The organism is Streptomyces sp. NPDC034111 (assembly GCF_055575375.1).
The window spans coordinates 884,254-898,557 of sequence record NZ_JBVIST010000001.1 but is presented as its reverse complement, the minus strand read 5'-3'; the positions used below and the strand labels follow the sequence as shown (position 1 = coordinate 898,557).

16 protein-coding genes and 1 pseudogene are annotated in these 14,304 nt (G+C 71.1%); 11 read left to right on the top strand and 6 right to left on the bottom strand.

What is annotated here, in order from left to right; translation table 11 throughout:
• Positions 1 to 130: 130 nt before the first annotated feature.
• From ACZ55A_RS04040 to ACZ55A_RS04030, 3 genes and pseudogenes are all read left to right on the top strand, one after another.
• A complete protein-coding gene (locus tag ACZ55A_RS04040; RefSeq protein WP_468832808.1) occupies positions 131 to 436 on the top strand; it encodes a hypothetical protein in 306 nt (101 codons plus the stop codon).
• 199 nt (positions 437 to 635) lie between these two features.
• Positions 636 to 845 (top strand): annotated as a pseudogene (locus ACZ55A_RS04035) (hypothetical protein); the annotation flags it as partial.
• 21 nt (positions 846 to 866) lie between these two features.
• Positions 867 to 1,520 (top strand): class I SAM-dependent DNA methyltransferase, encoded by a 654-nt coding sequence (locus ACZ55A_RS04030; protein WP_468834636.1) that lies wholly within the window; start codon positions 867 to 869, stop codon positions 1,518 to 1,520.
• A 59-nt stretch (positions 1,521 to 1,579) separates the two neighbouring features.
• Here the strand turns inward: ACZ55A_RS04030 and ACZ55A_RS04025 are convergent, their stop codons facing one another.
• The gene (locus ACZ55A_RS04025) at positions 1,580 to 2,479 is read right to left on the bottom strand and encodes an alpha/beta hydrolase (protein WP_468832805.1); all 900 of its coding nucleotides are present in this window, start codon (positions 2,477 to 2,479) and stop codon (positions 1,580 to 1,582) included.
• A 298-nt stretch (positions 2,480 to 2,777) separates the two neighbouring features.
• Between ACZ55A_RS04025 and ACZ55A_RS04020 the strand changes: the two genes are divergently transcribed.
• Positions 2,778 to 3,638: a helix-turn-helix domain-containing protein gene (locus tag ACZ55A_RS04020; protein ID WP_468832802.1), complete on the top strand. Its 861-nt coding sequence runs from the start codon at positions 2,778 to 2,780 to the stop codon at positions 3,636 to 3,638.
• Between the two features lie 15 nt (positions 3,639 to 3,653).
• Here the strand turns inward: ACZ55A_RS04020 and ACZ55A_RS04015 are convergent, their stop codons facing one another.
• The 3 genes from ACZ55A_RS04015 to ACZ55A_RS04005 form a co-directional block, all read right to left on the bottom strand.
• Entirely contained in the window at positions 3,654 to 4,508 is an 855-nt protein-coding gene (locus ACZ55A_RS04015) for a hypothetical protein (RefSeq protein WP_468832798.1), read from the bottom strand.
• Between the two features lie 188 nt (positions 4,509 to 4,696).
• Positions 4,697 to 5,245, bottom strand: coding sequence for a hypothetical protein (locus ACZ55A_RS04010; protein ID WP_468832794.1), 549 nt, complete (start codon positions 5,243 to 5,245; stop codon positions 4,697 to 4,699).
• Between the two features lie 23 nt (positions 5,246 to 5,268).
• A complete protein-coding gene (locus ACZ55A_RS04005) occupies positions 5,269 to 5,760 on the bottom strand; it encodes a cupin domain-containing protein (RefSeq protein ID WP_468832790.1) in 492 nt (163 codons plus the stop codon).
• Positions 5,761 to 5,982: 222 nt separating this feature from the next.
• On the opposite strand from ACZ55A_RS04005, the gene ACZ55A_RS04000 reads away from it, so the two are divergent.
• Entirely contained in the window at positions 5,983 to 6,771 is a 789-nt protein-coding gene (locus ACZ55A_RS04000; RefSeq protein ID WP_468832786.1) for a sulfite exporter TauE/SafE family protein, read from the top strand.
• Between the two features lie 81 nt (positions 6,772 to 6,852).
• Here ACZ55A_RS04000 and ACZ55A_RS03995 read toward each other — a convergent pair whose 3' ends face one another.
• Positions 6,853 to 7,257 carry a cupin domain-containing protein gene (locus tag ACZ55A_RS03995; protein WP_468834630.1) on the bottom strand — a complete coding sequence of 135 codons (405 nt, stop codon included), beginning with the start codon at positions 7,255 to 7,257 and terminating at the stop codon, positions 6,853 to 6,855.
• 324 nt (positions 7,258 to 7,581) lie between these two features.
• On the opposite strand from ACZ55A_RS03995, the gene cutA reads away from it, so the two are divergent.
• Together cutA and ACZ55A_RS03985 are read left to right on the top strand one after the other, a co-directional pair.
• A complete protein-coding gene (gene cutA / locus ACZ55A_RS03990; RefSeq protein WP_468832782.1) occupies positions 7,582 to 7,947 on the top strand; it encodes a divalent-cation tolerance protein CutA in 366 nt (121 codons plus the stop codon).
• A gap of 1 nt (position 7,948) precedes the next feature.
• Complete coding sequence (locus ACZ55A_RS03985) at positions 7,949 to 9,091, top strand: trypsin-like serine peptidase (RefSeq protein ID WP_468832778.1); 1,143 nt, start codon at positions 7,949 to 7,951, stop codon at positions 9,089 to 9,091.
• Between the two features lie 37 nt (positions 9,092 to 9,128).
• Here the strand turns inward: ACZ55A_RS03985 and ACZ55A_RS03980 are convergent, their stop codons facing one another.
• Positions 9,129 to 9,824 carry a SanA/YdcF family protein gene (locus ACZ55A_RS03980; protein ID WP_468832774.1) on the bottom strand — a complete coding sequence of 232 codons (696 nt, stop codon included), beginning with the start codon at positions 9,822 to 9,824 and terminating at the stop codon, positions 9,129 to 9,131.
• 233 nt (positions 9,825 to 10,057) lie between these two features.
• Between ACZ55A_RS03980 and ACZ55A_RS03975 the strand changes: the two genes are divergently transcribed.
• The 4 genes from ACZ55A_RS03975 (at position 10,058) to ACZ55A_RS03960 (ending at position 14,083) form a co-directional block, all read left to right on the top strand.
• Positions 10,058 to 10,600: a gamma-glutamylcyclotransferase family protein gene (locus ACZ55A_RS03975; RefSeq protein WP_468832770.1), complete on the top strand. Its 543-nt coding sequence runs from the start codon at positions 10,058 to 10,060 to the stop codon at positions 10,598 to 10,600.
• Between the two features lie 70 nt (positions 10,601 to 10,670).
• Positions 10,671 to 11,657 carry an adenosine deaminase gene (locus ACZ55A_RS03970; protein WP_468834625.1) on the top strand — a complete coding sequence of 329 codons (987 nt, stop codon included), beginning with the start codon at positions 10,671 to 10,673 and terminating at the stop codon, positions 11,655 to 11,657.
• Between the two features lie 108 nt (positions 11,658 to 11,765).
• Entirely contained in the window at positions 11,766 to 12,773 is a 1,008-nt protein-coding gene (locus ACZ55A_RS03965; protein ID WP_468832765.1) for a sirohydrochlorin chelatase, read from the top strand.
• Positions 12,770 to 14,083 (top strand): deoxyguanosinetriphosphate triphosphohydrolase, encoded by a 1,314-nt coding sequence (locus ACZ55A_RS03960; RefSeq protein ID WP_468832761.1) that lies wholly within the window; start codon positions 12,770 to 12,772, stop codon positions 14,081 to 14,083. Before ACZ55A_RS03965 ends, ACZ55A_RS03960 begins: the two co-directional genes overlap by 4 nt.
• The last annotated feature ends 221 nt before the right edge of the window (positions 14,084 to 14,304 follow it).

The window sequence follows — 14,304 nt, the reverse complement described above, 5'->3', positions numbered from 1 at the left end:
CGGCATCCTGGCAGGCCACAGCATTGAATGCCGCCGGTTCAACCACCTCCATTCTATTGCCGGTTGCGTTGCCTCGGTGACCGAATGGCTACATCCGGTTACCCGAGAAGACCCCAAGGAGGTTGACGACATGACAGACGCAACGGACGCCGACGTCGACACCCACACCGGCACCCGAACCGCCCGGCTCCTGCCCTGGACGAGCCCGGACGGCAAGCCGTGCTTCCTGGCGGGCGACGGGACCGGATACGTATCCCGCGTCGCCGACGACATCGAGGCGGCGCAGCTCGGTCTGGCCGCCGATCTGCTCGATGAAGCGCGGCGCGTGCTCCGCGGGCGGAGGTGGACGAGCGGGCAACTGCACCTGCTCACCGTCGAGTTGGCCGAATCACTCGCCGACGTGCACCGGATCGCGTTGAGTCGGGGCGCCCGATGACGCCGCCGCCCGCATCCACCGAGGGAGAGCCGGGCCCCGGCGCCCCCGAGACGCCCCTGCTCGCTCAGCCGTCACCCTCCGTGGTCCGCGTGCCCCCGGGTGCCGCCATAGCGCCGTGCCCGTTCCCGTGCCGGATCTGCCGGCGGGCGGGGCGGCAGGCGGCGCGGGGCCCCGATGACGCCGCTGAAGCGGATGGGGCTTAACAGGTGGCCGTGGGGATACCTGCCGGGCCTTCCCGGGCAAGCGCTACCTCGACTGGAAGCTCGACGACCTGGCCGGCCAAGGCGTTGACGCCGTCCGGCCGGTCCGAGAGGGGATCAGGACGCCGCGGTCGCCCCGCGACGCCCCGGCGGGCAGCCGACAGAAGGGGAGGGCGAGTTGGAGATCACCTCAGTCGGGTGTTGGGTAGCCTGCGGTCGTGGCAAGCGGACTGAACACCGACGGCTGGTTGGAAGACACTCGGACCTCCTACGACACCGTCGCCGCGAGCTATGCGGACCAGGTGCGCAACCTCCTGGACGAAACACCCGAAGAGCGCGCGGTCCTGGCGGTGTTCGCCGATCTGGTGCACACCAGCGGCGGAGGGCCGGTTGCGGACGTGGGATGCGGGCCGGGGAGGATCTCGGCCCACTTGCGTGAACTGGGCGTGGACGCGTTCGGGATCGACCTGTCGCCCGGGATGATCGAGGTGGCTCGGCGTGACCACCCCGGCCTGCGGTTCGACGTCGGCTCCATGACGGACCTCGGTCTCGCCGACGGCTCGATGGCCGGCCTGGTCGCCTGGTACTCCCTGATCCACATCCCCGACGACGAGATCGGCCCGGTCCTCACGCACTTCCAGCGAGTGCTGCGGCCCGGTGCCCCGCTGCTGCTCGGCTTCCACGTCGGCGATGAGTCACACCTGAAGACCCAGGGCTACGGTGGCCACCCGATGAAGGTCTACGTCCATCGCCGCCGGCCCGGCGCAATGATCGCCTTGCTCAACGATGCCGGCTTCACCGTCGAGGCACACAGGACCCTCAGCTCGGCCGAGAGCACGCTCGGGGGAATCCTTCTCGCGCACCGCCGGCCTGATACCCAGTAGGGGCCCTCAGGGCCCTCAACTGGTAAATGGCCGGAAGCGGTTGATACTGCCGATCAGGATCAGGCAGCCAGAAGGGCGCCGAAGAACTCGTACAGCTTCGTGACGGCCCGGGTGACGTACTCGTCCTTGTCGTACAGGTCCACGTGGGTCGCGCCCTTGATGTCGAAGAGCTCCGCCGTCCGGCCGGCCTTGGCGACTGCCTGCTCGCTGAACGGGCGGGTGGCGGCCTCGGTGCCCGCGATCATCAGGAGCGGGCGCGGTGCGATCTTGTCGACCCGGGCGAAGGAGTCGTACTGGTCGAGCTGGTCCGCGCTGCGCGCCACCCACAGATTCGTGGCACGCGGGTGCCGACCGCGCGGTGTCTTGTAGTACTCGACGGACTCCCGGACGAGCGCCGGGGTCGACGCATCGATGTCGTCCACCTCCGGCAGCACACTGACCACAGCGGGCGCCTCGCCGGCCGCCTCCTCGCTGCGTCGGCGGCCGGCCTCCTCGACCATCGTCGCGAAGCCCGCCGGGTCGCCGCTCTTGAAGAAGCCCGCCAGGTCCATGGCGCTGACGGTGGCGACCGCCTTCATACGGTGGTCGGTCTGCGCCGCAAAGGCCACGTACCCGCCGGAGGAGCAGATACCGAGCACGCCGATCCGCTCCGGGGCGACGTCGTCAAGGGTGGTCAGGTAGGAGACCGCGTTGCGGAAGTCGTCCGCCCGCTGGAACGGGTTCTCCAGCCCATGGGGCTCGCCCTCGCTCTCGCCCTGGTAGGCGGCGTCGAAGGTCAGGACAACGAAACCCCGCGCCGCGAGACGCTCGGCGTAGACCGCCGCGGTCTGCTCCTTCACACCGGTGGCCGGGTGTCCGACAACGACGGCAGGCGAGGGACCGGCCGACGGGGTGTCCGGGGTGTACAGGTGTCCGGCGAGAGTGAGGCCGTTGCTGGGGAAGGTGACGTTCGTCTTCATCTACTTTGCTTTCTTTTACGCGCGGTGGGAATAGCGTTACGCACCGAAGAAGCCGAGCGATTCGCCGAGCGATTCGCCGAGCGATCTGCCAAGCGATTCAAGGCATCCGACGAATCCATGCGACGTGTTCACCTTGTGTAACGGCTTGACTTCGGCGGCCGGGTCGCTGCCGGGCCTGGTCATGGAGCCTGGCACCGCGCCACGATCCAGCAAAGAGGAGAATTGCATCCTGGGAGGGAGTTATCCGGGGACAAACTCATCCCCCCATCCAGGTCGCGTCAGCTGCCACACTGGATGTATGAGCACCAGCGCGCAGCGCAACGAGTTGGGCGAATTCCTCAAGGCCCGCCGGGCCGAACTCAGTCCCCGCGCAGTGGGCCTGCCCGACAGCGGGGCCCCGCGACGGGTCAAGGGCCTGCGCCGCGAGGAAGTCGCCCAGCTCGCGGCCATCAGCACCGACTACTACACCCGCCTCGAACAGGGCCGCATGCAGGCATCGGTTTCGGTTCTGGGCGTCCTGGCGCGTGTTCTGCACCTGGATGACGACCAGCGCGACTACCTGTATGAACTCGCCGGCAAGGACCACGCCCGCCCGCGCCGCCGCGCGCGCCAGCGGGTCCAGCCGCAGGTGCAGCGTTTGCTGGACGACCTCACCTCGACGCCCGCGATGGTCCTGGGCCGCCGGGGGGACATTCTTGCCTGGAACGCGCTGGCAGCGGCTCTCGTCACGGACTTCGCGGCCATTCCCGAGAAGCGACGCAATTACGTCAGGCTCATCTTCACCGACCCGGCGATGAAGCAACTCTATGCGGACTGGGAAACCGTCGCCCGTACCTGCGTCGCACAGCTGCGCATGGAAGCGGCGAAGCACCCCGGCGATCCCCGTCTGGCCGAATTGGTCAACGAACTGTCGGTCCAGAACCAGCAGTTCCGCCAGTGGTGGGGCGAGCGCCACGTCGCTACCCGCAGCCTCGGTACCAAAACATTCCATCATCCCGTCGCCGGTGACCTCACCCTTGACTGGGACACCCTCACCGTCAGCACCGACCCCGACCAGCAACTGGTCATCTGGACCGCAGCGGCAGGCACTGCCAGCCACGACGGACTCCGCGTCCTCGCCTCCTTGGCCACCGATCAGTCGGGCAGTGCCCTGAACTAGGTTCGTGAGGGGACGCTACTGCGAGTGCTGGAAGTAGTAGTCGACCTCGCCATGAGAGCCGCTGTTGTCGACCACCTTCATGCCGCCCACCGGATCCCAGTTGATCGACGACGGCGTGAGGTATCCCGGTTGCTTCTTGAGGTTGATCTGCGTGAAGTCAACCCTCTGGTCGGGCGGCTGGGCCGAGGCGTCCGCGGTGTCGAAGTACGGCTCGTAGCACAGGATGACGCCGTCCGCCGGGCCTTGTGCGGGCGGGCGTACGACCGTGAAATCGGCATCGGGGAAGCCGACGAATCCCAGCGTGTACTTATAGCCCGAGCTGATCTGCGAACGGAATTGGATGGCGCCGGTGAGGGGCGTTCCCGGGTCGACATAGAGATGGGAACCGTGCACGTATTTCCCGGCAATATAGGCCCAGTTCGCGATGCCGTAGCTCGCTTCACCGGAGGTGTTGTTGTGCCAGTCCAGCACCGGTTGCAGCGCGCCGCCGGACAGGCCGTTCCAGAGGAAGAAGACGTGCGGACTGGACGGGTTCCTGGGCTTGGACGGCACGGTCCACGTTGTCCGGAACGACTGGATGTCCGTCTGGGAGGTGTCCAACGCCAGGTGCTCGTCCCCCTTTTGTCCGTCGACGGATTTCCGCGCCGCGGGCGACGGGGCGCCCCGAAGACGTGCGGCGTAGGCGTACGGATCGGCGGTCAGCGCCTCGTCCGCCACCGGGCCCAGGTCGTCCAGCAGGTTGTCGGTATGGACGTCGAATTTCTTCAGGCGCCCCTCGACCACTTTGACGGTCTCTTCCCGGTTGATCTGCATCACTTCGGAGCGAGGAACGAGACCGTAGGGTGTCTGCACGAGGTCATCCGTACTCATGACTTCTCCTCTCGCGCTGTGCACCCCCCCGCGAGGCATGAAGGAATTCGCGGTAAGCCCCTGGGGTCCGCGAATCTGCACATTTATCCCAAGTAGAGCACCGCCACTGGAATGGCGCATCCCGGCATGTCCATGGGGCCGGAGCCCAAGGGCTGTCCCGTAAGTGTTCGCGGGTGCGGGCCGGGCGGTCAGGCCCTCTCCATCAGTGTCGAGTAGGCCCGCTCGATGCCCTGCGTGAAGCCGGTCCCCAACTCGACGTAGACGTGCCCGCTGGCCGCACACGCTTCACGCAGGGCAGTGCTCTGCTCCCTGACCCACGCGGCGATCTCCCGGTAGGTGGTGTCGTCGGCTCCTTCGAGCCAGTCCGGGGCTATCCGCAGGTGTTCGGGGGTCAGCTTCGTATTTCCAAGGAAGACAGAGGTCAGTGGTATCCCGAGACCAGCGGCGGCCGTGGCCGTCGCCGGTGTGACGATGTCCCCCTCGATCGCGTAGCCGTCCTCGGGATCGGAGTCATCGAGAGCCTCCGCAGATGCACGGATGAACTCGATGAGGAACGGCTGGGCGAGCACTGCCTTGTCCGGATGCGTACCGTGCCGCACACCGTGCTCGGGTGCAGCGCGCTGAAGCATCGACACCAGGGCGTCGGTCGGGCATCCCGGGATGCCCTCTCTTTCCAGCAGCATCCACGCGAGGGTGCTCTTGCCCACCCGTGGCGGGCCGCCTATCAGGTAGATCACGTCCAGGCTTTACGGGACAGCCCTTAGCCCTGCGACTCCGTAGGAGTGCGGTAGGAGCTGGTCCGGTAGCGGCTGCGGAATTCGGCCAGCAGCTCCTCGGTCGCCTCGGTGCCGGCGCTGACGGCGGCATGGACGTCGCGGAAGTAGTTTTCGTAGCCGGCGGGGGTGTAGAGGCACAGGGCGCGTGCGGTGGTCGGGCCGGCGTTGCGGAAGCCGTGCGGGGTGCCGCGGGTGGCGGCGAGCAGATGCCCGGGGCCGGCCGTCACCTCGCCGTCCCCGTTGTGGAGCGTCAGCTCGCCCTCAAGGACGTAGAAGTACTCGTCGTGTCCGTCGTGCACATGTGGTCTGGCGCCTATGGTGCCGGGCGCGAGGCGGAACTCCTCGAAGGCGAAGCGCCCGCCGGTGTGCTCGGCCGTGAGCCGGAAGAAGTGCTCGACGCCGGCGACGTCGATGAGCTCGCCGTCCTGGGGGGCGCGGAACAGGGCGCGGGCGGGGGTGGATGCTTGTTCGGTCATGACGGCATTGTGGCCCGAGTGTCCCGTGTGACGGGGCGGCGATGCGTCAGTACACCACCAGTGAGGGCGAGTTGACGGCCAAAACGGGTGCGAGGGCGGTCGTCGGGTCGGGTCGTCACCCCGTGGGACGCGGCGCATCCGGACTCGGCCGTGCGCTGACCGCTCACGCCGCGGCACGGTAAAACCGAAGCCTGGTCCGGGCACGGTTCATAAGATCAACCGGTGCCCCCTGACATATCGCTCTTCGCCCTGACCCTGCTCTGCCTGGCCGCACTCGCCGCGGGCTGGATCGATGCCGTGGTGGGCGGCGGCGGACTGCTGCTGCTCCCCGCGCTGCTGGTCGGCCTGCCGCACACCCCCGCCGCCTACGTCCTCGGCACCAACAAGTCCACCGCCATCGTGGGGACCACCGCGGCCGCCGTCACCTACGTCCGCAAGGCCCCGATCGATGTCCGCACCGCACTGCGGATCGGGCTCGCCGCGGTCGCCGGTTCGCTGGCCGGGGCGTTCTTCGCGGCCGGTATCAACAGCGAGGTGCTCCGCCCGCTGATCATGGCCGTGCTGCTGGCGGTGCTCGCGTTCATCCTCTTCCGCCCGGCCTTCGGCACCGCCCCCGCACCCTCGGGCCCGGTTTCCCGGCAGCGGGTGCTGGCGGCCATCCTGGTCGCGGGCCTGGGCATCGGCTTCTACGACGGCCTGATCGGGCCCGGAACCGGTGCGTTCCTGGTCATCGCGCTCGCCGCGGTGCTGCACATGGACCTGGTCACCTCGTCCGCCACCGCCAAGGTCGTCAACGTCTGCACCAACGTCGGTGCGCTGACGATGTTCGCGATCCAGGGCACCGTGCTGTGGCAACTGGGCGCCCTGCTCGCGCTGTTCAACCTCGTCGGCGGGATGGTCGGCGCCAGGATGGCGCTCAAGCGCGGTGCCGGGTTCGTCCGCGGGGTGCTGGTGGTCGTGGTGATCGCGCTGCTGTGCAAGCTGGCGTACGACCAGTGGCTGGCGGCCTGAGCGCCTGTACGGGCTCGGGACCTGCTCCGAAGCCGTACGGAGCCGGTCCCGAGCCCGTAGGGACGCGAAGCTATGCAACTTTCAGAAATGCATGAAGCCCGCTGACGTCCTCCGCGTTACCCGGGCGACCGCCGCCACCAGCTTCCTCTTCGGGCGCACCAGCGCTGTCACCTCCGTGACGGCCGTCAGCAGCACTGCCGAGTCCTCGACGGCCTCCAGTCCGTGCCGTTCGCCCGGCATCATGGCGACCTGACCAGCCGTCAGCTCTTGGCCACCACCGGCCCCGGTCAGCCGGACCCGGCCGTGCAGCACCTGGAGGCTCGCCGCCAGCGGCGCATTGTGTTCGTCCAGTGAGGCGCCCGCGACCAGTGCGATCACGGTCTGCCGCAGCGGGCCGTTGTGCAGAAAGAGGTGGGCGCTGCGCCCGTGGGCGGCGGTCCTGGCCTCGTCGAGCTGGTGGCGGGTGAGCGCGATGAGATCGTCCATGATGCTGGCCTTTCGCATGCGGGACCGGCTGCGGGCTCCCTTTCCATCGTTGCCGTTGCCCGGGCGGACGCAACCGGGGCATCGTCCCCGGGCTCCGGATCCCGGACGCCGGACCCCGGACCCCGTGCGCCGGGGAGGTACGGCGGTCCGCGGCTCGGCGGGGCGGGGCGGAGCTGGGCGGGCCCGGCGTCCGGGTGCTAACCGTTCCCGAGCGGGCCCGTCACTTACGCGATGATCATCTCGGTCCGTACGATGCGGCCCGGGCCGATCCGAGCGAGAAGCCCCAGCGTCCCCTGTCCCCCCCCACACGAAGGATGCGCAACAGTGGCCGACCCCACAGCCCTGAGCGAACAGCCCGGACCGGCCGGGCAGCCGGGCGGGTTTCTGACCGTCATGACGACCACCGACAGCGAGGAGAAGGCCGAGCGGCTGGCGCGCGGTGCGATCGAGGGCAGGCTCGCCGCCTGTGCACAGATCAGCGCGCCGGTGACCTCGGTCTACCGCTGGGACGGTGCGGTGGAGACCACACGGGAGTGGCAGGTGCTGTTCAAGACGGCACAGGCGCGCTACCCGGAGCTGGAGAGCTATCTCCTCCAGGCACACGACTACGACACCCCCGAGATCATCGCCACCCCGGTCACCAAGGGCGGCGCCGGTTATCTGTCGTGGGTCGCAGAGGAGACGAGCTGATATGCAGCGGGATTCCATGCAGCCGGACTCCACGCAGTCGGCCTCCATGCAGCCGGCCTCCGTGCAACGGACCGGCTCGCCGCGGCACGCCCGGCCGCAGCCGCGCCGGCGCCGCGCGGTGACGGCCGTGCTCGGCATGGCGATGTGCCTGGCCACCGCGCCCGCCGGTCATGCGGCCGAGGGCTCCCGGAGCGGCACATCGGGCGCCGGCCGGCCGAGCACCGCCCCGGACGCCTCCTGGACCAGCCAGGACGCCGCCGCCTACTGGACTGCCGAGCGGATGGCGGCCGCCGCACCGGCCGGTGACGAGCCCCCGGCCCCGTCCGCCTCGCCCAGCGGCGCGGCTTCCTCACCCACGGGCGCGTCCGCCTCGCCCACCGCCGCGGCTGCCTCGCCGGCCGCCACCTCCGCCTCGCCGAGCGCCACTCCGGCCAAACCCACCGGCGCCGCGGCCAAAGTCCCCGACACCGCACAGCACTTCGACGGCGTCCCGTCCGTCGGTGTGCTCTTCTCCGTCGACGGGGACGCCCGCGCGCACCACTGCACCGCGAGCGTGGTGCACAGCCCGCACCGCAACCTGATCCTCACCGCCGGGCACTGCAACCCGGGCGCCCGGGCCGCGTTCGTCCCGCAGTACCGTTCCGGCGCCACCACCCAGCCGCACGGGGTGTGGGCGATCGAGAAGTCCTTCGCCTACCCCGACCGCGGCACGACCGGTGACAAGGCCGACCTCGACTTCGCGTTCGCCACCGTCGCCGACGACGACCGCGGCCGCTCCCTCGAAGACGTCACCGGCGGCAACCTCCTGACGCCCACGCCCGGTTACGCCAACGACGTCACCGTCATCGGCTACCCCAAGGTCCGCAACGACCCTGAGGACCGGGCGGTCCGCTGCGCCACCCACACGGCCCGACTGGCCGATACCCACCAAATGCGCCTGGACTGCGCCGGGTTCTACGGCGGCACCTCGGGCAGCCCCTGGCTGACGGACTTCGACGAGGAGGCCGGCACCGGCCGGGTCATCGGCCTGATCGGCGGGCTCAACGGCGGTGGCCCCAAGGGGCCGGACGCCGACCGGACCTCCTACAGCCCGTACTTCGGGGGGAAGGTCCTCAGCCTGTACTCCCGCGCGGCCCAGGCCTGACGGACCCGCGGGACTGACGGAGGGGTGGCGGGGAGCGCTAGCGCAGCGCCTCCGTCACCCCCTTCTCGTGCGGCCCGAGGAAGTGCGGATCGGGCCGCAGCGCCGCCTCCAACGCCGCCTTGCCGGCCGCGAAGATCTCCCGCACGCCGCCGTACGCCCAGGTCACATCGTGCCGGGCGGCGACCCCGACACCGTGCGCCTCCACACCGGCCGCCTCACACAGCGCCAGCGCGCGCCGGATGTGGAACCCCTGGCTGACCAGCACCGCCCGCTCCACACCGAAGATCCGGCGGGCCCGGCTGCACGAGTCCCAGGTGTCGAAGCCCGCATAGTCGCTGACGATCTTCCGGGCCGGGACGCCGTGCCGCACCAGATAGGAACGCATCGCGTCCGGCTCGTCGTAGTCGTGCCGGCTGTTGTCGCCGGTGACCAGGACCGCGCGGACCTTGCCCCGGTCGTAGAGCGCGGCCGCCGCGTCCAGCCGGTGGGCGAGGTACGGGGACGGCTCGCCGTTCCACAGGCCCGCGCCGAAGACGATGGCGACCGGGGCCGAGGGCGCGTCGGCGACGGTGTGCACCCGCGGGCCCGCGGTGGCGTTCATCCAGGTCGCGGGCGCGAGGGCGAGCACCGTCGCGGCCACCACGGCCTGGTAGGCGCGGCGCTGCCCGCGCCGGGTACGGGGCAGCCGTACGCGGCGCACCCCGCTCCACATCCGCTGTATGAGCCCTGGCATCCTCAGCCCCGTCCCTGTCACATCCGGTCATGCCGCCAGCGATCGACAGCGATCGACAGCAATCGGCAGCGACCGACTGCGGTTGATTGCGATCGACTGCGGTTGACGGCGATCGATCTCGTAGCAAGCGACGCCCGGCGGCCGATGATGGTTGCAGGGGCATCCGGCCTCGCGCCCGGCGAGGCACGCGCCCAAGGCCCCCGCCCTGCCGCCCCGGAGAGGAACGCACCAGCATGACCACCGAGCCCGAGCGGCTGCCGTTCTTCGTCTACGGAACGCTGCGCCCCGGTGAGGCGAACCACGCCTGGGCCCTGCGCGGCCGGACCGCGCGCGAGGAGCCGGCCCGGATCGGCGGTGCGCTGCTCTACGACGGCCCCGGATATCCGTACGCCGTCGCCGGGCCCGCGGATGCGGTGGTGCACGGCGCCCTCGTGTGGCCCCGCGAGGCCGACTACGACGAGGTCCTGGCCGCGCTGGACCGGCTGGAGGGCTACACGCCCGGCGACCGCGCGAACCTCTACGAGCGGAGGGTCACCGAGGCCGAGTGCGCGGACGGCGGGACGGACGGCAGCGCGGACGGCAGGACGGTCGCCCGGCCAGGCGGCAGGACCGTACGGGCCTGGGTCTACCTGGCGGCCGAACCGCTCGCCGCCCGGCTGCGGGCCACTGCCACGCCCATCGTGGGCGGCGACTGGCGCGGGGCCCGCGCGGCTAATCTGGATGATCCTTCCCGTGCCGCGGAAGGCGACCCCTCCCGTACCGCAGAACAGGTGTGACCGCGTGGCTCCCTCTCCCGCAGACCCCGCAGACCCGTCCGGCCCCTCCGCCCGCACCGCGCCCCGGCCGCTGCCGAAGGCGGAGCTGCATCTGCACATCGAGGGCACCCTGGAGCCCGGTCTCGCCTTCGCGCTCGCCGCGCGCAACGGCGTCACGCTGCCCTACGCCACCGAGGAGGAGCTGCGCCGTGCCTACTCCTTCACGGATCTCCAGTCGTTCCTGAACCTCTACTACGCGCTGATGGCCGTACTGCGCACCGAGGACGACTTCGCCGACCTCACCCACGCCTATCTGGCCCGCGCCAAGGAGCAGGGCGTACGGCACGCCGAGATCTTCTTCGACCCGCAGGCGCACACCGCGCGCGGCGTCCCGATCGGCACCGTCATCAACGGCCTGGCCCGGGCGCTCGACGCCGCCGAGGAGACCTACGGCATCAGCACCCGCCTGATCATGTCCTTCCTGCGCGACGAGAGCGCCGCATCGGCCCTGGAGACCTTCGAGGCGGCCCGCCCGTACCTCGGCCGGATCACCGCCGTCGGTCTGGACTCGGCCGAGGTCGGGCACCCGCCGTCGAAGTTCCAGGAGGTCTTCGCACGGGCCCGGGAGGCCGGGCTCAAGTGCGTCGCGCACGCGGGGGAGGAGGGCCCCGCCGCGTATGTGTGGGAGGCCCTGGACGTCCTCGGTGTGGACCGGATCGACCACGGCGTGCGCTGCATGGAGGACGAGCGGCTGGTCGCCCGCCTGGTGGCCGAGCAGGTGCCGCTGACTGTCTGCCCGCTGTCGAACGTCCGGCTGCGGGTCATCGACGACCTGGCCGACCACCCGCTGCCCGCGATGCTCGATGCCGGGCTGCTGGTGACCGTCAACTCCGACGACCCGGCGTATTTCGGCGGCTACGTAGAGGACAACTTCACCGCGGTACGCGATGCCCTCGGCCTCGACGCGCCGACGCTGCGCACCCTGGCCCGTAACTCCTTCCGCGCGTCCTTCCTGGATGAGGCGGTGCGCGCCACGTACCTCAAGGAGATCGACGCCCACGAGGCGGACACCCCCTAGCCGGGCGGCCCTGACGCACAGCGCGGGCAGCCGGGGCGGCAGCCGGCCGGAACACGGATTTCGCGGCGGGGAAACGGCACCGCAACGCCCGGCTGCCACGCTCACGTCATGACGGCGCCGATACCGCACCCCCCTTCCTGCCCGGGGCACGACCACCCGTCGCCCGCCCACCCGGGGTCCGCCCGTACGGGGTCCACCCGCACGGGGGCCGACCACCCGTCGCTCCCGCACGCGTCCCTGTCGCACGCCTCGCACCCGCCGCTCGCCCCGCACGCCGCACCCCTCGGCACGGGGGACCTCGCCGCCGAGATCACCGCCCAGCTGAGCACCCAGCTCTGCCAGGTCCGGCTGCACGGCTTCCGCCAGCCGGGGCCCACTGCCCCCACCCTCGTCGCCGTGGCCCACGGCAGCCGCGATCCGCGCGCCCTGCCCACGATCCGCGCGCTCCTCGACCGGGTCCGTGCGCTCCGCCCCGGACTGCCCGTACGGCTCGGACACATCGAGCTCAACCAGCCGCTGCTCGCCGACACCCTCGAAGGGCTGCACGGCGAGGCCGTCCTCGTACCGCTGCTTTTCGGCCATGGGTACCACGTCACCCACGACCTGCCCGCCGCACTGGCCGCCGCACCCCATCTGACCGGCCGGATCGCCGCCCCGCTCGGCCCGCACCCGCTCCTCGCCGAGGCGCTGCACGGCCGGCTGCTGGAGGCCGGCGCCGCCTCCGGACGGGGCTGCACGGCGGTCGTCCTGGCCGCCGCCGGCTCCCGCGCCGCCCGCTCCGCCCAGGACACCGAGCGCACCGCCCGGCTCCTCTCCGACCGGCTCGGCGGCCTCCCCGTCCTGCCCGCCTACGCGTCGGCCGCCGCACCCACCGTCCCCGAAGCCGTCCGGGAGCTGACCGCCCGCGGCCACGAACGGATCGCCGTCGCCTCCTGCTTCACCGCACCCGGCCGCTTCGCCACCCAGTGCGCCGACGCCGCCCCGCAGACCGCCGCCGCACCCCTGGGCGACCACCCGGCACTGGCCCGTCTGGTCCTGCACCGCTACGACCAGGCGCTCCTCGCGCGCACCGGATCCGACTCCGAGAGCTCCAGGGCGGCTACCGTCGCTGTATGACGGGCACACCACCGACCCTCCCCGGTTACACCGCGGCCGACACCGAGCGCTGGGTCCCCGAACCCGACAAACGGCCCGGCCGCACCGCCTTCCAGCGCGACCGCGCCCGGGTGCTGCACTCCGCCGCGCTGCGCAGGCTGGCCGGAAAGACCCAGGTCGTCGCCCCCGGCGCGCTCACCTACGCCTGGGACGCCAGCCCGCGCACCCGGCTGACCCACTCCCTGGAGTGCGCCCAGGTCGGCCGGGAGCTCGGCGCCGCCCTCGGCTGCGACCCGGACCTGGTCGAGACCGCCTGTCTGGCGCACGACCTCGGCCACCCGCCCTTCGGGCACAACGGCGAGCAGGCCCTCAACGAAGTCGCCGCGCCCTGCGGCGGCTTCGAGGGCAACGCCCAGTCGCTGCGGCTGCTGGCCCGTCTGGAGCCCAAACGGTTCGTGCCCGCCCCGGACGGCTCGGCGCACAGCGTCGGCCTCAACCTCTCCCGCGCCGCCCTCGACGCCGCCACCAAGTACCCCTGGCCGCGCGGCGCGCACCCCAGCGACCCGGGCTCCAGGAAGTTCGGGGTCTACGCGGACGACCTGCCGGTGTTCGACTGGTTCCGGCAGGGCACGCCCGACGGGGCGCAGAGCTTCGAGGCACAGGTCATGGACTGGTCCGACGACGTCGCGTACTCGGTGCACGACGTCGAGGACGGACTGCACGCCGGGCACCTCGACCCCAACCTCCTGCTCGCCGACGCCGAACGCGCCGAGATCTTCACGGTCGCCGCCGCACGCTATGCGCCGGGCGCCGGCCCCGAAGAGCTGGCCGCCGCGCTGGACCGCCTCCTGGAACAGGAGTGGTGGCCGCACGGCTACGACGGCTCCGCACTCGCCCAGGCCCGCCTCAAGGACGCCACCAGCCAGTTGATCGGCCGCTTCTGCCTGGCCGCGGAGGGCGCGACCCGCGCGCAGTGGGGGAGCGGGCGGCTCACCCGCTACGGAGCGCAGCTGGTGGTTCCGGACGAAACCCGGCTGGAATGCGCCGTTTTGAAGGCCGTCGCCGACCGCTACGTCATGCAGCGCCCCGACCAGGAAGCGCTCCGCGCCGACCAGCGCATCGTCATCGCCGAACTGGCCGAGGCGTTGCTCGCCCGCGCCCCCGACGGCCTTGATCCGCAGTTCCGTTCACTCTTCGACGCGGCCCCCGACGACACCGCGCGGATGCGCGCCGTCATCGACCAGATCGCGGCCCTGACCGACCTCTCGGCCCGCTCGCTGCATGCCCGTCTCACCCGACGCCCTGGTAACACAGAGCGCAACCGAGGGTGACCCTAGGGGGAAGTCCCTCTTCCCCCCTCACGCTGCGTGCGGGACGCTCAGAGCCGACCGGATGCCAACGGGGCCCCCGCGCACACCGAACGGGAACCCCGACGGCGCCGCACACATCTACCGGAAAAGCACCCGGGGAAACACCGGGGGCACACCAGGGGCACATCGGGGGGAGCACACCGGGGGGCGTCAACGGACGCCGACGCGGACGTACGGCACCG